The 17326-nt window shown below is 68.5% G+C and carries 13 protein-coding genes; 7 read left to right on the top strand and 6 right to left on the bottom strand.

Annotated features, from left to right (window positions below; all coding sequences use genetic code 11):
- Nucleotides 1-79 precede the first annotated feature (79 nt).
- The 5 genes from ACMX37_RS10235 (at nucleotide 80) to ACMX37_RS10215 (ending at nucleotide 6709) form a co-directional block, all read left to right on the top strand.
- Nucleotides 80-490 carry a hypothetical protein gene (locus ACMX37_RS10235; protein ID WP_483145823.1) on the top strand — a complete coding sequence of 137 codons (411 nt, stop codon included), beginning with the start codon at nucleotides 80-82 and terminating at the stop codon, nucleotides 488-490.
- A gap of 23 nt (nucleotides 491-513) precedes the next feature.
- A complete protein-coding gene (gene ubiA / locus ACMX37_RS10230; protein ID WP_483145822.1) occupies nucleotides 514-1422 on the top strand; it encodes a 4-hydroxybenzoate octaprenyltransferase in 909 nt (302 codons plus the stop codon).
- Nucleotides 1423-1427: 5 nt separating this feature from the next.
- A complete protein-coding gene (locus ACMX37_RS10225; protein WP_483145821.1) occupies nucleotides 1428-2057 on the top strand; it encodes an SOS response-associated peptidase in 630 nt (209 codons plus the stop codon).
- 145 nt (nucleotides 2058-2202) lie between these two features.
- A complete protein-coding gene (locus ACMX37_RS10220) occupies nucleotides 2203-3096 on the top strand; it encodes an ABC transporter ATP-binding protein (RefSeq protein WP_483145820.1) in 894 nt (297 codons plus the stop codon).
- 16 nt (nucleotides 3097-3112) lie between these two features.
- Nucleotides 3113-6709 carry an ABC transporter permease/M1 family aminopeptidase gene (locus ACMX37_RS10215; protein ID WP_483145819.1) on the top strand — a complete coding sequence of 1199 codons (3597 nt, stop codon included), beginning with the start codon at nucleotides 3113-3115 and terminating at the stop codon, nucleotides 6707-6709.
- Here ACMX37_RS10215 and ACMX37_RS10210 read toward each other — a convergent pair.
- The gene (locus ACMX37_RS10210) at nucleotides 6706-7245 is read right to left on the bottom strand and encodes a SixA phosphatase family protein (protein ID WP_483145818.1); all 540 of its coding nucleotides are present in this window, start codon (nucleotides 7243-7245) and stop codon (nucleotides 6706-6708) included. The genes ACMX37_RS10215 and ACMX37_RS10210 overlap by 4 nt on opposite strands.
- Nucleotides 7242-9869, bottom strand: coding sequence for an ATP-dependent DNA helicase (locus ACMX37_RS10205; protein WP_483148392.1), 2628 nt, complete (start codon nucleotides 9867-9869; stop codon nucleotides 7242-7244). The genes ACMX37_RS10210 and ACMX37_RS10205 overlap by 4 nt, the downstream gene beginning before the upstream one ends.
- A 414-nt stretch (nucleotides 9870-10283) precedes the next feature.
- Here ACMX37_RS10205 and ACMX37_RS10200 point away from each other — a divergent pair, with 414 nt between their 5' ends.
- Complete coding sequence (locus ACMX37_RS10200) at nucleotides 10284-11900, top strand: lysine--tRNA ligase (protein ID WP_483145817.1); 1617 nt, start codon at nucleotides 10284-10286, stop codon at nucleotides 11898-11900.
- Between the two features lie 10 nt (nucleotides 11901-11910).
- On the opposite strand, the gene ACMX37_RS10195 is transcribed toward ACMX37_RS10200, so the two are convergent.
- Complete coding sequence (locus ACMX37_RS10195) at nucleotides 11911-12579, bottom strand: 2OG-Fe(II) oxygenase (RefSeq protein ID WP_483145816.1); 669 nt, start codon at nucleotides 12577-12579, stop codon at nucleotides 11911-11913.
- Nucleotides 12580-12672: 93 nt separating this feature from the next.
- Nucleotides 12673-13944, bottom strand: a complete 1272-nt coding sequence (locus ACMX37_RS10190) for an RcnB family protein (RefSeq protein WP_483145815.1) — start codon at nucleotides 13942-13944, stop codon at nucleotides 12673-12675.
- A 178-nt stretch (nucleotides 13945-14122) separates the two neighbouring features.
- Between ACMX37_RS10190 and ACMX37_RS10185 the strand changes: the two genes are divergently transcribed.
- Nucleotides 14123-14710 carry a flavin-binding protein gene (locus ACMX37_RS10185; RefSeq protein ID WP_483145814.1) on the top strand — a complete coding sequence of 196 codons (588 nt, stop codon included), beginning with the start codon at nucleotides 14123-14125 and terminating at the stop codon, nucleotides 14708-14710.
- On the opposite strand, the gene ACMX37_RS10180 is transcribed toward ACMX37_RS10185, so the two are convergent.
- Together ACMX37_RS10180 and ettA are read right to left on the bottom strand one after the other, a co-directional pair.
- The gene (locus tag ACMX37_RS10180; RefSeq protein ID WP_483145813.1) at nucleotides 14707-15357 is read right to left on the bottom strand and encodes a GGDEF domain-containing protein; all 651 of its coding nucleotides are present in this window, start codon (nucleotides 15355-15357) and stop codon (nucleotides 14707-14709) included. The two genes, ACMX37_RS10185 and ACMX37_RS10180, sit on opposite strands and share 4 nt — an antisense overlap.
- A 234-nt stretch (nucleotides 15358-15591) precedes the next feature.
- Nucleotides 15592-17265 carry an energy-dependent translational throttle protein EttA gene (gene ettA, locus ACMX37_RS10175; RefSeq protein ID WP_483145812.1) on the bottom strand — a complete coding sequence of 558 codons (1674 nt, stop codon included), beginning with the start codon at nucleotides 17263-17265 and terminating at the stop codon, nucleotides 15592-15594.
- Nucleotides 17266-17326 lie beyond the last annotated feature (61 nt).

Raw genomic sequence — 17326 nt, 5'->3', positions numbered from 1 at the left:
GTAGGTCGGCGAATGGCCCGCGTCTACAATCGCGGCAGGCCGCGAGTCGTCGCGGCTGCTTACAAGGGGGATAATCGGGATGAAGAGCAAGTTCCTGCTGCCGCTGGCCTGCGCGGCGCTCGCTGGCGCGGTGGTGGTGGCGCCGGCCGTGGCGCAGACCGTGTCGCGGATCACGTTCGCCAAGGGCAACGACAATGCCTCGGTCAAGGGCACGATCAAGGGCAAGGCCTACCGCGACTCCAAGCTGGGCGTGGGCAACGGCCAGACCCTCGCGGTGTCGCTGACCGGCAGCAGCTCGGTCAATTTCAACATCCTGCCGCCCGGCAGCAAGGGCGAGGCGGTCTACAACAGCTCGGTCGAGGGCAATGACGCGACCGGGATCAAGACCGTGAAGGGCGACTACACCATCCGCGTCTACCTGATGGGGGCCGCCGAAACCTCGGGCAAGGCCTATCCCTATCAGCTGAGCGTCGCGGTAGTGAATTTCTGATCCGTCTGGTCTAGTGGGGGCGGGTGACCGAACACATCGTCCCCGACAGCGAGCATAAGGGCCTGGTCGCGCGGCTGCCGCAGTTGCCGCGCGACCTCGCTTTGCTCGCCCGCTTCGACCGGCCGATCGGCTGGTGGCTGCTGTTCTGGCCCTGCGTCTTCGGCGTGTGGCTGGCGGGGGCGGGGGTGCAGCCGGTGCTGCTCGCCTGGCTGCTCGCCGGCGCGATCGCGATGCGCGGGGCGGGGTGCGTCTACAACGACATCGTCGATGCCGATCTCGACCGGCAGGTGGCGCGCACGATGCTGCGCCCGGTGGCGAGCGGGCGAGTTTCGAAGGGCCTCGCCTGGGGCTGGCTGGTGGCGCTGAGCCTCGTCGGGCTCGTTGTGCTGCTGCAACTGCGCTGGGAGGCGCAAGTCGTGGCGCTCGCCAGCCTCGCGCTGGTCGCGGCCTATCCCTTCATGAAGCGCATCACCTGGTGGCCGCAGGCGTGGCTCGGGCTGGTGTTCAGCTGGGGCCTGCCGGTCGCCTGGGCCGAGCTGCGCTTCGACAACTGGGACGCGCTGGCGGCGGTCTATGCCGGGTGCATGTGCTGGGTGATCGGCTACGACACGATCTATGCGCTGCAGGACCGCGAGGACGACGCGATGGTTGGCATCCGTTCCTCGGCGCTGGCGATGGGCCCGCGGGTCAGGGGCGGGATCGCGGGTTTCTATGCCGCCGCGGTCGGCCTGTGGGGCCTCGGCTTCTGGCTTTACCGCGCCGATGCGCTAGCCTGCCTCGCGCTGCTGCCGGTGGCGGGGCACCTTGCCTGGCAGGTGGCGACGCTCGACCCGCAGGACCCCGCCAACCCGCTCGCCCGCTTCCGTGCGAACCGCTGGGCCGGGGCGCTGATGGCGGCGGCGTGCTTCGTGGTCGGGAACGCCGGAGCCTAGGGGCAATGTGCAATCTCTACCGCATGACGAAGAACGCGAGCGAGGTCGCCGCGTGGTTCGATGCGGTGGAGGGGGCAGGGGGCGCCAACTTCGCTGCCGAGGTCTATCCGGGCTACACCGGCCTCGTCGTCGCCGAGGGGACGGTGCGGGCGATGACCTGGGGTTTTCCGCTGGTGCTCAAGGGCGCGAAGGGCCAGCCCCTGAAGCCCAAACCGGTGAACAACGCGCGCTCCGACAAGCTGGCGACGGGGTTCTGGCGCCATGCCTTCGCGCACCGCCGCTGCCTGATCCCGCTCGAGGCCTGGGGCGAGGCCGAGGGGCCGAAGGGACGGATGACCCGCACCTGGCTCTCGCTTCCTGATAGGCCCCTGTTCGCCGCGGCCGGCCTGTGGCGGCCCTCGGAGGAATGGGGCGATTGCTATTCGATGGTGATGACCGCCAGCGAGGGCACCGATGCCGTCGCCGTGCATGAACGCATGCCGGTGCTGCTCGCGCCCGGGGATCAGGCGCGCTGGCTGGCAACCGCGCCGCAGGACGCCTTCGCCCTGTGCCGCGCATGGCCGGGGCCGCTGGCGATCGAGCGCACCGGCGATCCTTGGGGGAAGGCTGCCGCCAGCCAGCCCGGCCTGTTCTGAGCGCCGCGCCTTCCGGCCTGCCTGCCGACTGCGGTCGACGAACGGCAATCACCGTCGATCAATCGCCGGTCCCGTTCCACCAACACGGCTTTATATGCCTGCGCCCTTCGCTACCATGCAAAGGATTGAATCAGGGGATCCTTCCATGCTCGAACTTGCCGGCGTCAGCCACACCTATCCCAACGGCACCCGCGCGCTCGACGATGTGACGCTGTCGATCCCCAAGGGGATGTTCGGGCTGCTCGGCCCGAACGGTGCGGGCAAGTCGACCCTGATGCGCACCATCGCCACGCTCCAGGCGCCGACCCACGGGAGCATCCGCTTCGGCGACATCGACGTGCTGGCCGAGCCCGATGCCTTGCGCCGCACCCTCGGCTACCTGCCGCAGGATTTCGGCGTCTACCCGCGCATCTCGGCGCAGGCGATGCTCGATCACATGGCCGTGCTCAAGGGCGTGACGGCCGCGGGCGAGCGCAAGGCGATGGTCGAGCACCTGCTCAACCAGACCAACCTTTGGGCGGTGCGCGGCAAGGCGATCGCGGGCTTCTCAGGCGGGATGCGCCAGCGTTTCGGCATCGCACAGGCGCTGATCGGCGATCCGCAGCTGATCATCGTCGACGAGCCCACGGCCGGCCTCGACCCGGAAGAGCGCAACCGCTTCCTCAACCTGCTCGCCGGGATCGGGGAGAACGTGGTGGTGATCCTCTCGACCCACATCGTCGACGACGTCGCCGACCTGTGCCCGCGCATGGCGGTGCTCGCCGGCGGCAAGGTCCGGCTGGAGGGCGCGCCGCTCGAACTGATCCGCCAGACTCAGGGGCGGGTGTGGCAGCGCACCGTCCCCCACACCGAGTTCGGCGCGATGCAGGAAAGCCACGAGGTCATCTCGCACCGCTTCTTCGCCGGCGAGATCGTGGTCCACGTGCTGAGCGACACCCAGCCCGAAGGCTTCGCCCCCGTCACCGGCGGGCTCGAGGATGTCTATTTCGCGACCCTTGCCGAAACCCGCCGCGCCGCGCCCGCCGCTCGGGCCGCGTAAGGGGAGGCCGCCAGAAATGCTGACCGCCCGCCTCGCCGCGTTCGAGATCCGCTACCAGCTGAGGAACCCGGTGTTCTGGGTTTCGACGCTGATCTTCTTCCTCCTCGGCTTCGGCCTCAGCGCCAGCGACAACGTGAGCTTCGGCTCGCCCGGCGCGGTGAACGAGAATTCGCCCTATACCGTGACGCTGGCGACAGCGGTGTTCGCGACCTTCTACCTCTTCGTCATCACCTCTTTCGTGGCCAACGCCGTGGTGCGCGACGATACGACGGGCTTCGGGCCGATGATCCGCGCGACCCCGGTGGGCCGGACGAGCTTCCTTGCCGGACGATTCATCGGCGGGCTGGCGATCGCGATCCTCGGCTATGTCGCCATCCCTGCGGGGATCGCGCTGGGCGCGGCGATGCCCTGGGTCGATGCGGAGACGGTGGGGCCCAACAGCTTCGCGCTCTACGCCTGGCCGTTCCTCGTCATTGCCGTCCCCAACCTGATCCTGTCGGCCGCGTTCCTGTTCAGCCTGGCGACGCTCACCCGGTCGATGCTGGCGAGCTATATCGGCGTGCTGGTGCTGGTGATGGGCTACCTTGCGGTCAGCATCATCCTGTCGGCCGATCCGTCGATGCAGGAGGTGGTCGCGCGCTACGAGCCGCTCGGCACCGGGGCGATCTCCGAGGTCGCGCGCTACTGGACCGCGGCAGAGATGAACACGCGCGCCGTGCCGCTGGAAGGCAACCTGCTGTTCAACCGCATCTTCGTGCTGGGCCTGTCGGCGGTGTTCCTCGGCATCGCGTGGCTGCGCTTCAGCATGACCGAGCGCGCGCCGTCGCGCTGGCAGCAGCGGCGGCTGGCACGGCAGGCGACCAAGGCCGCCAAGGCCGAACGCGTCGCACCGCGCACGCTGACTTCGCCCGTCGCCCGCCACTTCGGCTCGGGCCATGCGCTCGCCACCTTCTGGCTGCGGCTGCGCGCCGAGGTGATGTTCGTGCTGAAGAGCCCGGGCCTCATCGTGCTTCTCCTCATCTCGGTCGCCTTCGCCACGCTCAACCTCGTCTTTTCCGAGACGACTTACGGCACCCCGTCCTACCCGCTGACGGCCAACGTCATCGAGACGGTGATCAGCAGCGCCGCGCTGTTCAGCCTGATCGTCGCCGTGTTCTACGGCGGGGAACTGGTGTGGCGCGAGCGTGACGTGAAGATGGGCGAGATCATCGACGCGACCCCCGTGCCCGCATGGGCGATGTTCGTGCCCAAGATCCTCGCGATCTTCACCGTCCTGCTGACGCTGGCGCTGGCGGGAATGGCGACGGGCGTGCTCTACCAGCTGGCCAAGGGCGCGGGATCGATCGACTATGGCCTCTACCTTTCGGCCTATGTGCTCCCGCAGAGCGTCGACCTGCTGCTGCTGGCGGTGCTGGCGGTGTTCTTCCAGGTGCTCAGCCCCAACAAGTATGTCGGCTGGGGCCTGTTCCTGGTGTGGTTCCTGGTCCGCATCTTCATGTCGAACCTCGGCTATTCGAACATCCTCTACAATTACGCGGGCACCCCGTCCGAGCCGCTGAGCGACATGAACGGCACCGGCGGCTTCTGGGTGGGGGCGGCGATTGCGCGCACCTACTGGGCGGCCTTTGCCGTGCTGCTGCTCGTCTTCGCCCACTGGGCCTGGCCGCGCGGCACGGTGGTCGCGGTCGTCCCGCGGCTCAGGTGCATCGCGCGCCGCGCGGGCCTCGCCTCGGGCGGCATCGCGCTGGCGGCGGTCGCGGTAATGGCGGGCACGGGCCTCGTCATCCACCGCAACATCACCGAGCTCAACACCTTCGAGACCTCGGACGAGGCCGAGGAGCGCCTCGCCGACTACGAGCGCAAATATCTGAAATACGAGAACCTGCCGCGGCCGGTCGTGACGGACGTGGACTTCGACGTCGCGATCTATCCCGACGAGCGGCGCATGAAGGTGAAGGGCAGCTATGCCCTGCGCAACGACAGCGGCGTTCCGATCACGGAACTGCACGTGCGGCAGGGCGACGAGGGCGCGGAATTCACCCGTCTCGACATCGCGGGCGCAAGGCTGGCGAGCCACGACAAGGTCCACCTCTACCGCATCTACCGCTTCGACACCCCGCTCGCGCCCGGCGCGACGGTGCGGCTCGACTTCGCCACCGATGTCTGGCGGCGCGGCTTCGCCAACGACGGGGCGGCGACCGATCTGGTCGACAACGGCACCTTCGTGAACAACTACACCTTCGCGCCCATCATCGGGATGGACCGGCGCGGCCTGTTGCAGGACCGCACCGCGCGGCGGCGGCAGGGCCTGCCGGCCGAGCTGCGCGTGGCGAAGCTCGAGGACACCCGCGCGCAGGGGGGCAACTACATCGGCGCCGACTGGGTCAATTCGCGCATCACCGTCAGCACCGCGGCCGATCAGGTCCCGATCGCGCCGGGCAACAAGCTGTCCGACGAGGTGAAGGGCGATCGCCGCATCGCGGTCTTCCAGTCGCCTGCGCCGATCCTCAACTTCTTCTCGGTGCAATCGGCGCGCTATGCCGTGGCCGAGGAGCAGGTCGGGCCGGTGCTGCTCAGCGTCTATCACGATCCGCGCCACGCGTGGAACGTGCCGGCGATGCAGAAGGCGCTGAAGACCAGCCTTGCCTATTACGAGCGCAATTTCGGCCCCTACCAGTTCGGCTACGCGCGGATTATCGAGTTCCCGGGGTATGACAGCTTCGCGCAGGCTTTCGCGGGGACGATGCCCTATTCGGAAAGCATCGGCTTTGCGGCCGACGTGCGCGATCCCGAGACGATCGACTACGTCTCCTACATCACCGCGCACGAGGTGGGGCACCAGTACTGGGCCCACCAGGTGATCGGCGCGAACATGCAGGGCCAGACGCTGCTGTCGGAAACGCTGGCGCAATATTCCGCGCTGATGGTGATGAAGGAGCTCTACGGCGAGGACAAGATCCGGCGCTTCCTCAAGTTCGAGCTCGACCGCTACCTTTCGGGCCGCAAGGGCGACCCGCTGCCCGAACAGCCGCTCTACCGGGTCGAGAACCAGCAGCATATCCACTACCAGAAGGGCAGCCTCGTGATGTACCTGCTGCAGGAGCGGCTGGGCGAGGATGCGGTGAACCGCGCGCTGGCGCGGCTGGTGGCGAAGTATCGCTTCAAGGGCGCGCCCTATCCGCGCAGCCTCGACCTCATCGGCGAACTGCGCCAGGAGGCGAAAACGGCGGAGGATCAGGCGCTGATCACCGATTTGTTCGAGAAGATCACGATCTATGATCTGAAGGCCACCGAAGCCGCCAGCACGAAGCGCGCCGATGGCAGGTGGGTCACGCGGATCACCGTCGAGGCGGGCAAGTTCTACGCCGACGGCAAGGGCGTCGAGACCCCCGCGCCGCTCGCCGAGAGCATCGAGGTCGGCCTTTTCACCGACCGGCCCGGCAGCGGCGCCTTCGACAAGGCGGCGGTGCTGTCGATGCAGCGCATGCCGGTGCGCGCCGGCAAGCAGGTGATCGAGGTGGTGACCGCGAAGAAGCCGCTGTTTGCCGGGATCGACCCCTACAACTTCTACATCGACCGGGATTCGGACGACAACCTCGTGGAGGTCAGCTAGAACTCCGGCCCCAGATCGGGGTCGAGATCGCGGGGGCGCGCGAAGTGGACGAGCTCGGCGCAGTAGCGCTTCAGCTCGCTCCAGTGTGCCACGTCGCATTCAAGCACCGCATAGGCGGCGGTCGGGAACTTGACGACCGCCTCCTTGAACAAGGCGTTCTCCTTGCCCGGGGCGACCAGTTCGAGCAGCACGTCCTGAAGGCCCGGGTTGTGCCCGGAAATGAGGATCGCCTGCGCCTCATCGTCGCCCGTGCCGGCATGGGCCTCGATCGTCTCGACGATGGTGTCGAAGCTCGCGAGATAGAGCCGCTGGTCGTAGATCGGTTCGATCTCGGGCAGGGCGCCCTCCAGCGTCAGCTTGACCCGCACTGCCGGGCTGGCGATCAGCTTGTCCCACTTGATGCCGTGATCGCGGATGTGCCGCCCGATCACCTGCGCCCCTTTGCGGCCGCGCGCGTTGAGGCCGCGGTCGAAATCGCGCTGGCTGGTGTCGTCCCAGTCCGACTTGGCGTGGCGCAGGAGACCGAGAATCTTCATGGATCGAGGGCTCCTTGCGCAACCGGAGAGGCAAGGCCTCCAACACCAGCCGCGCAGCGTTGTAAAGCCTGATCGAGCGTCACGCGCAGCACCGGCGTGCCTTTCGGAAAGGCCGAGAGCAGGCGCGAGGGGAAGGCGGGGGAGAGGACGATGAAGTGGCCGCTATCCTCCTTCGAGCGGATCAGCCGCCCGAAGGCCTGCGCCAGCCGCGCGCGGATGATGCGGTCGTCATAGGCCGACCCGCCACCTGCCAGCCGGCGCGCCTTATGGAGGATGTCGGGGCGCGGCCAGGGGACCTGCTCCATCACCACGCACCTCAGGCTATGCCCCGGCACGTCCACCCCGTCGCGCAGGGCGTCGGTGCCGATGAGGCTCGCGCGCGGATCGTCGCGGAAGATGTCGACGAGGGTGCCGGTGTCGATCGGATCGACATGCTGGGCATAGACCGGAAGGCCCGCCCGCGCGAGCCGGTCGGCGATGCGGCCGTGGACCGCGCGCAGCCGGCGGATCGCGGTGAACAGGCCGAGCACGCCGCCCTGCGTGGCCTCGATGATCCGCGCATAGGCCCCGGCGAGCGCGGGCAGATCGCCCTTGGCGATGTCGGTGACGATCAGCACCTCGGCGCGCGAGGCGTAATCGAAGGGGCTCTCGGCCGCCGAGAGCAAGGGAGCGACCTCGACATGGGCCGCGCCGGAACGGGCGATGGCGCTGGCCCACCTGTCGTCGTCTTCGGTCCGGTCGGTGAGGGTGGCGCTGGTCAGCAGCACCCCGTGCGCGGGTTCGAGCACGACGCGGGCAAAGGGCTTCATCGGGTCAAGCCAGCGGCGGTGGATCGCCACGTCGAACTCGCGCGCGTCGGAGCGGTCGACCGCGAGCCAGTCGACGAACTCCGGGTCCGCCGGGCCGCCCAGCCTGTCGAGCAGGGCTTCCCACGCCGCGAGCAATTCGATCCGCCAGGCGAGAGCGAAGCGCGCCCCCTCGATCCGCGCGCGCCCCTGCGCGTCGAGCCAGTCGGGCGGTTCGGCGAGGATCGCCTCCAATCGCCCGCCCAGCCGGATCAGCGGCACCCGGATGCTCGCGAGCGCTTCCGACGCCGCGCCCGCCGCCTCGATCACCTCGCCGGGCAGCCCTGCCGCCTCGGTCTCGATCCCGTAGCCCGCGTCGATCCCGCCGCTCTCGTCGCGGGCATAGGTCGCGGTGCGCACCGCGGCGAGCAGCGCTTCGATGGGGCCGAAGGGCGCGTTCTCGGACAGGCGCTGGAGCCAGCCGTCCGAGGGGAGGAGCTGCCCCGCCTTGCAGGCGGCGGCAATGGCTTCCGCTCCGGCCTCGTCGTAGCTCGCGACATCCGCGAGCCTTGCGGCGAGGCCGCGGCGGCGCCCGCGCGATTCCTTCTCCGGCCCGATGATCCAGCGTCGCAGTTCGATGGTCTCCTGCCCCGAGAGCGTCGCGGCGAAGGTCGAATCCGCGGCGTCGAAGACATGGTGCCCCTCGTCGAAGATCAGGCGGGTGGGGCGCTGGTTCGGATCGCGCGCGCGGGCGGCGTTGACCATCACCAGCGCGTGGTTGGCGATCACCAGATCGGCCTGTGCCGAATCCCGTGCGGCGCGCTCGATGAAGCATTTCCGGTAATGCGGGCAGCCCGCATAGATGCACTCGCCGCGCTGGTCGGTGAGCGCCGCGATGCCCCTCTTGCGGAACAAGGTTCCGAGCCAGCCGGGCAGGTCGCCGCCGATCATGTCGCCATCGCGGGTATAGGCGCCCCAGCGCGCGACGAGATGCGCGAGGATCGCCGGACGCCCCGCGAAGCCGCCTTGCAGCGCGTCCTCGAGATTGAGGAGGCAGAGATAGTTCTCGCGGCCCTTGCGCACCACCACCGGCGGGGTGCCGTCGGCGCGCTTCGCCGGCCACGCCCTCCGGCTCTCGGCGCGCAGCTGGCGTTGCAGGTTCTTGGTGAAGGTGGAGACCCACACCGTGCCTCCCGATGCTTCCGCCCACACCGAGGCGGGGGCAAGATAGCCCAGTGTCTTGCCGATGCCGGTGCCGGCCTGCGCCAGCGCGAGATGCGGGCGGCCCGGCGCGGAACGCGGGGCGAAGATGCGCGCGGCGTCCAGCGAATAGGCGCGCTGGCCCTCGCGCTGCTCCGCGCCTTCGCCGGTGAGACGGGCGAGCTGCGCCTGCACGGCCTCGGGCGCGAGGTCGACCTGACGGGGGGCAGGGCGCTCGCCCGCCTCCTCCCACTCCGGCAGGCGCGCGAACAGCCAGCGCTCGGCGCGCTCGGGCTTGGCGATATGGGGTTTCAGCACCTGCGCCCACGGCCAGCGCAGGCGTTCGAGCGATTGCAGCGCGCTCCACGCGCCCTCGCGCTCGAACCACTCGGGGTCGCGGCACACCGCGATCAGCGCGCCCGCCGCGCGCTGGAGCATCTCGGGCACCGCCGCATCGTCCTCCGGCACCGGCAGGCCCAGCGCCTCGGCCAGACCGCGCGGGGTCGGCACGCAGAAGCGCGCGGGGTGAATGAAGGCGAAGGCTTCGAGCAGGTCGAGGCCCGAGAGGTCGGGATAGCCGAGGCGGCTGGCGACAAGTGGCGCGTTGATCAGCAGCGCCGGGGTATCGGCCGCGGCCATGATCGCATCGCCCTTGGATACGGCGTTCGTCGTCCCGCTGGCGGGGCGCAGCCAGTGGCCGCCGTGGCTGGCGTGCAGCGCGGGCAGGGCGAGGGGGTCGGGAAGGGTCGCAGGCGGCGTCACGCAGGCCAAGATGGGGGAGGGCAGCAGCGATGTAAACGCATCGCGCCGCCGCTGTGCCCGATCCGCTGTCCTACACGCTGGCAGATTGGTAGATCATCGGGTGCTGCGGACCGGCGGGCGGAAGAAAAGGCCCCGCTTCCCTGTCCGTCCGCTGCACGAAACGGAGTGCAACCCTATGAAATTCTGGCGCAAAACACGGTCGCGCAAAGCGGACACGGTGTCCGCTTTGTCCGCTTCGCGCGCGCCATTCCGCTTGCAAGCCGCTTTCGCATCCCTAATAGCCGCCCCGTCATGACGATAACCCAAGATGCCCTCATCGCCGCTTCACAGAACTCCAAGGCCTGGCCCTTCCAGGAGGCGCAGCGCCTCGCGAAGCGGCTGCCGCAAGGCAAGCCCGGCGGCGTGCTGTTCGAGACCGGCTACGGCCCCTCGGGCCTGCCGCATATCGGCACCTTTCAGGAAGTGCTGCGCACCAGCCTCGTGCGGCGCGCCTACGAGACCCTGACCGGCGGCGCGCCGACGCGGCTGGTGGCCTTCTCGGACGATCTCGACGGCTTGAGGAAGGTCCCGGACAACGTCCCCAACCAGGCAATGCTGGCCGAGCATCTCGGCAAGCCCCTGTCGCGCATCCCCGATCCCTTCGAAAAGTTCGAAAGCTTCGCCGCGCACAACAACGCGATGCTGCGCGACTTCCTCGACCGCTTCGGCTTCGAATACGAGTTCGTCAGCTCCTCGGACTGCTACAATGGCGGCAAGTTCGACGACGCGCTCAAGAGCGTGCTGGCGAACTTCCAGGCGATCCTCGACATCATGCTCCCGACCCTCGGAGAGGAGCGCCGAAAGACCTATTCCCCTGTCATGCCGATCAGCCCCACCACGGGGGCGGTGCTGCAGGTTCCGGTCGAGGTGGTCGATGCCGCTGCCGGGATCATCCGCTTCACCGACGAGGACGGCAGCGTGGTGGAGCAATCGGCGCTCGGCGGCATGGCCAAGTGCCAGTGGAAGGTCGACTGGGCGATGCGCTGGGTGGCGCTCGGGGTCGATTACGAGATGTACGGCAAGGACCTGACCGACAGCGGCATCCAGTCGGGCAAGATCGCCCGGGTGCTCGGCGGCCACAAGCCGGAAGGGCTGATCTACGAGCTGTTCCTCGATGCCAAGGGCGAGAAGATTTCGAAGTCCAAGGGCAATGGCCTCTCGATCGAGGAATGGCTGCAATATGGCAGCGAGGAGAGCCTTGGCTTCTACATCTTCGCCAATCCCAAGAGCGCCAAGCAGTTGCATGCGGGCGTGATCCCCAAGGCGGTCGACGATTACTGGCAGTTCCGCGCCGCGATCCCCGCGCAGGATATCGACAAGCGGCTCGGTAATCCTGTGTGGCACCTGCTGCGCGCCAACGAGCGCCATGACGGGCCTGACGCGCCGGGGCAGGGCGATACGCTGCCGGTCCCCTTCAGCCTGCTGCTCAATCTGGTGGGCGTGCTCGGTGCGGGCGCGACCCACGAGGCGGTGTGGTCCTACCTCGGCAATTATGTCGCGGATGCCGATCCGGCAGCGCACCCGGCGCTCGATGTGCTGGTGATGAAGGCGCTGGCCTATAACCGCGATTTCGTCGCCTCCACGCTGGAGAAGCGCGCGCCGGTGGATGGCGAGGTTGCGGCGCTGTGGGCGCTCGATGCCGCGCTGGCCGAGGCCCCGGCGGACATGAGCGCCGAGGACCTACAGACGATCGTTTACGAGATCGGCAAGCAGCCCGAGTTCGGCTTCGAGAACCTGCGTGACTGGTTCAAGGCGCTCTACGAGACACTTCTTGGCTCCGAACAGGGCCCGCGCATGGGCAGCTTCATCGCGCTCTACGGCATCGCACCGACGCGCCAGCTGATCGCCGAGGCGCTGGCGCGGGCGTAAGGCCGCTTTCCTACTGCCAGCGGCGTGTGCGATACCACTTGGTGATGACGTATTTCGCGCCGCGCTCGACCGGACATCCGGCGTGGAGCGTCGCCTCGTTGGGAAGGCCATCGGCAAGGGCGTTGTTCCACAGCAGGAGCACGCCCGGCTTGGGCTCGATCTCGAGGCCGAGCAGGGTGAAGGCGGTCGCGCCGCCCGCCTCGACCGTGTTGAGATAGGCCATCGCGGTCCAGCTGCGCTGCCCGCCGCGGCGCTGCTCCTCGGGCCAGTAGCTCTCGGAGGTGTAGAACCAGTCGTTGTGCGGCTTGAACTGCTGGCCGGGCAGGTAGCGCTGGCCCTGAACCGGCTCGCCGATCTCCGGCGGCAGCCCGAGCAGCGCGTCGATCCGCGCGGAGATCCCCGCGACGAAGGGATCGCGCGGGTCGAGATCGCCCGAATAGGAGGTGCGAAACCCGCTCGCATAGTCGAGTTCATGGAGCGAGGAGGGCCGCGCGACCGCGTCGATCATCCCCACCAGGCGGGTGCATTCGTCATCGGAAAGGAAGTCGCCGATGGCAAAGAGCTCGATCCGCTCGTCCTCGATGCGGTAGATCGCCGGGTCCGCAGCCAGCCGCGCGCGCACCATCTCGCCGAGCCGGGCGAGGGCCTGCCGGTCGGGCGCGGGATCGGGCGTGGTCATGTCCTGTCGGTAGCAAGCGCGCAGGGCGCGAAAAAGCCCCGCCGGACAAGTCCGACGGGGCCTCTTGCGTCTGGTGGAGACCGACCAGGAGACCTACCAGAAGAAGCCGTGGATCACGTCTACGACCTCGCCGGTGTAGATATCGACGAGCAGGACATCGTCATAATACCTAACCCACTGATAGGGCCCGTAGGCCGGCGGCAGGCGGTACGCCCAGGGATCGTTGATGAAGAACCGTGGCTGGAAGAACAGGCTGTCGAGGAAGAAGCCGATGTCCACCCGGCTGTAGCGGTGGCTGCGGAACGGTGCGAAGTAGGGGCCGGGGCGGAACAGGAACTGGTTGCCGCGCCGGAAATCGAACCAGTCGTAGGACCGGTTGCCGCGCCAGCCGCGGTTCCAGCGGCGGAAGTCGCGGTTGTCCCAGCCCGGACGGCCATTCCATCCCCAGCGCCAGTCGTCGCGCCGCCAGTTGCGCCGGTTGTCGCGCCAGTCGTCGCGGCGCCCATCACGCCATCCGTCGCGCCGGCCATCCCGCCAATCGTCGCGACGCCCGTCGCGCCACTGGTCGGCCCGGCGCGCATCGCGGGCGATATCGCGGACCTGATTGTCGAAACCGCCGCCCCGTCCGTCGCGCCAGTTGCCGCGGCGCCCGTCGACCCGGTCGGCGCGGTTGTCCCCGCGCTGCTCGATGCGGCCCGCGCGGTTGTCGCCACGCTGCTCGATGCGGTCGGCGCGAAAATCGCCCCGGCGCTCGACCCTGTCGGCGCGGTTCTCGGTCCGCCGGTCCACGCGGTCGGCGGCGTTGTCGCGGCCGCGCCATTCGAGCCGGTCCGCCCGCCCGTCGCCGCGCTGCTCGATCCGGTCCGCGCGCTGTTCGCTGCGCCCGTCGACCCGGTTCGCGCGCTGCTCGCTGCGCCAGTCGACGCGGTCGGCCCGCTGTTCGCTGCGGCGGTCGACGCGCTCGGCCCGCTCGGGTCCGCGCCGTTCCGCCTGCTGGGCGGCGCGGGCGCGGGTGATCACGTCACCGCCAAACCCGCCCGGTGCACCGCGCTCCGCCCGTCCCTCGCCGCGCGGGCGCGGCTGGCGCTGCTCGGCGGCGACCCGCTCGAACCGCGGGGCGGGAGTGTCGGCATCGGCGCGGGCATAGCTCGGCGGCGGCGCTGCGGGACGCGCGATCTCGGCGCGCGCCGGGCCGCCCCTGAACTCGGTGCCGGAGGAGGGCCGCTCGACCCGGATGCCCGGCGGATCGGATTCGTCGGGCTGGAAGGGCACTTCCTGCGCGGCTGCAGCGGTGGGGGGAAGGGCAAGGGCGAGCGCCGCGGCCAGCGCCGCGAGCGATCCGCCCCTCGCAAAGAGGGTGGTCATTGTGTTGCCTCCAGTAACGCCAGCCCACCACAAGCGGCATGTCGATGGGCCGAGCCTTACGACCGGCAAGTTGTCGCAGCGATGAACCGAGGCGCGAATGTTCAGAAAAAAAGCGCTTGAGCTTAACATTTCTCGCCGCGCTTGACGCGCGCGGCTCCGGTGCCAAAGGCGTCCTACCATGTTCGAAACGCTCGACGATGTGCTTGCCGACTGCCGTAACCGGCTAATCCGCGCGCCGCGCGACCGAAAGGCGCCGATGCACACGCCGGTGATCGTCACCGCGGATGTCGATGCCCGGGTGATGGTGCTGCGCGCCTTCGATGCTCAAGGCTGGCGGCTACGGCTCCACACCGATTCGCGTGCGCCCAAGGCGGGAGTGGTTGCCGGCGACCCGCGGATCGCCGTGCTTTTCTACGACAAGGGCGCCAAGGTGCAGATCCGCGCGCGCGGCACCGGGGCAATCCTGCGCGAAGGCGCCGAGGTCGATGCCGCTTGGGCCGCGAGCACCAATTTCGCGCGGCGCTGCTATCTGGGAGAGGGGCCGGGCACGGGCGCGGACGGGCCGACCTCGGGCCTTCCCCGCGAGTTCGAAGGGGTGGAGCCGGACGATGCGCAGCTTGTCCCGGCGCGCGAGAACTTCGCCCTGCTGCGGATCACGCTCACCGCGCTGGACTGGCTCTATCTCGCCCACACCGGCCATGTCCGCGCACAGTTCGTCCGTGCGGGAGAGGGCGGGGCGTGGGAGGGGCGCTGGGTCTCGCCCTAGGCGGCCGAGGCTGCCGAATCCGGAGGGGCGGGCAGGAGGATAACGTCCTCGATCTCGCTCGCGGGCACGACGTGGTCGGGGCCCTTGGCCAGCGCCGCATCGAGCGCCTGCCGCGCCCGCCGGTCGAGCCCGCTTTCGCCGTCGCCGAACCTTTCGGCCGCGACCCCGAAGCTCGCCGTCAGCCGAGCCTCGCTGCCGAGCTGGGGAAGGCTGAGCTGCGCGAGCGCCCGGCGCAGCCGCTCGGCGATGCGGGTCGCGGCACGCTCGTCGGCGCCGCTGATGGTGATGGTGAAGCCCTCGCGACCGGAGAGCGCGATGCGGTCGTCGCGGCGCAGACCGGCGCGCATCACCGCGGCGACATGCTCGCGCACCTCGTCGCGCGTGGCGCTGTTCCAGGCACCCGAGCAGGCCGAGAGCTGATCGATCCGCCCGTGCAGCACCGCCCGCGACCCGGCGCGCATCGCGTTGCGGCGGGTGGCGAGGTCGATCGCTTCGGAGAGCACCTCGGGCTTCATCAGGTCGCGCAGCGGATTGCGGCGCGGATCGAGCCTGCGGATGGCACGAGCCTGTCCGGCCCATGCCCCGGCTGCGGCAAATCCCGCGCACAGCAGCACGGCCAGCTCAAGCGGTACCTCTATTCCCGTCATTGGCCCCTGCTGCCCCTTATGCGACCTTGTTCGTTGTTAAGGAGACTGACGTAGGCCTGATTAAGAAGGGGTAAACGCCTGCGACAAGCGGTTCGCAGGCTTCAGCTATTTGCCGAAGGGCGCCGGAGCTCTGCACGAGCTCCGCGACAACGATGTTAAGCGAGGACGATGCGCTCGAACGTCAAGCTCGGCTGAAGCGGCCATCCCGGGCTCTCCCGGGATGGCGCGTCAGGTTCAACGCGTGAGCTTCTTGTAGGCAAGCCGCGTCGGGCGGTCGGCAGCATCGCCGAGGCGGCGGCGCTTGTCTTCCTCGTAGGCCTCGAAGTTGCCTTCGAACCACTCGACATGGCTGTTGCCCTCGAAGGCGAGGATGTGGGTCGCGAGGCGGTCGAGGAAGAAGCGGTCGTGGCTGATCACCACGGCGCAGCCCGCGAAGTTCTCGATCGCGTCTTCGAGCGCGGCGAGCGTTTCCACGTCGAGGTCGTTGGTCGGCTCGTCGAGCAGCAGCACGTTGCCGCCGGCCTTGAGCATCTTGGCCATGTGGACGCGGTTGCGTTCACCGCCCGAGAGCTTGCCGACGTTCTTCTGCTGGTCGGCGCCCTTGAAGTTGAACGCGCCGACATAGGCACGCGTCGACATGTCCTGCCCGTTGACCTTCATGTAATCGAGCCCGTCGGAGATTTCCTCCCAGACGTTCTTCTTGGGGTCGAGGTGGTCGCGGCTCTGGTCGACATAGCCGAGGCGCACGGTCGAGCCGATCTCGATCGTGCCGCTGTCGGGCTGTTCCTTGCCGGTGAGGATCTTGAACAGGGTGGACTTGCCCGCACCGTTCGGTCCGATCACGCCGACGATCCCGCCGGGCGGCAGCATGAAGCTGAGGTTCTCGAACAGCAGCTTGTCGCCATAGGCCTTGGAGATGTTTTTGGCCTCGATCACCTTGCCGCCCAGACGCTCGGGCACCTGGATGACGATCTGCGCCTTGCCGACCTGGCGGTTGTCCTGGCTGTTCTGCAGTTCCTCGAACTTGCGGATACGCGCCTTGGACTTGGTCTGGCGCGCGGCCGGGGTCTGGCGGATCCACTCGAGTTCGCGCTGGAGCGCCTTCTGCTTGCCGCTTTCCTCGCGGCTTTCCTGCTCGAGGCGCTTGGCCTTCTTCTCGAGATAGGTCGAGTAGTTGCCTTCATAGGGGTAGTAGGAGCCGCGATCGAGCTCGAGGATCCATTCGACCACGTTGTCGAGGAAGTAGCGGTCGTGGGTGATCATCAGCACCGCGCCGGCATATTCCTTGAGGTGGTTCTCCAGCCACTGGACCGACTCTGCGTCGAGGTGGTTGGTCGGCTCGTCGAGAAGCAGGATCGAGGGCTTCTGGATCAGCAGGCGGGTGAGCGCGACGCGGCGCTTCTCGCCGCCCGAAAGGTCCTTGACCGGCCAGTCGCCCGGCGGGCAGCGCAGGGCTTCCATCGCCACTTCGAGCTGGTTGTCGAGCGTCCAGCCATCGACCGCGTCGATCTTGTCCTGAAGCTCGCCCATCTCTGCGCCCAGCGCATCGAAATCGGCGTCGGGTTCGCACATCAGCGCGCTGACTTCGTTGAAACGCGCGACGAGATCGGCGGTTTCCTTGGCCCCTTCGCGCACGTTCTCGAGCACGGTCTTGGTAGGATCGAGCTCGGGCTCCTGTTCGAGGTAGCCGACGGTGATGTTCTCGCCCGGCCAGGCCTCGCCGGTGAAGTCCTTGTCGATCCCGGCCATGATCTTGATGAGGGTCGACTTGCCCGCGCCGTTGGGGCCGACGATGCCGATCTTGGCGCCCTGGTAGAACTGGAGCGAGATGTTGTTCAGCACCGGCTTCTGGGCGCCGGGGAAGGTCTTGGTCATGCCCTTCATGACATAGGCGTATTGCGCGGCCATCGGATGGTCCTTCGGGTCGAGTGATCAGCGGGAAATTTGTGGGCCGCAGATAGGGAAGGGG

It is taken from the genome of Porphyrobacter sp. THAI-01a, assembly GCF_056868655.1.
This window is presented reverse-complemented; position numbering and strand designations above follow the sequence as displayed.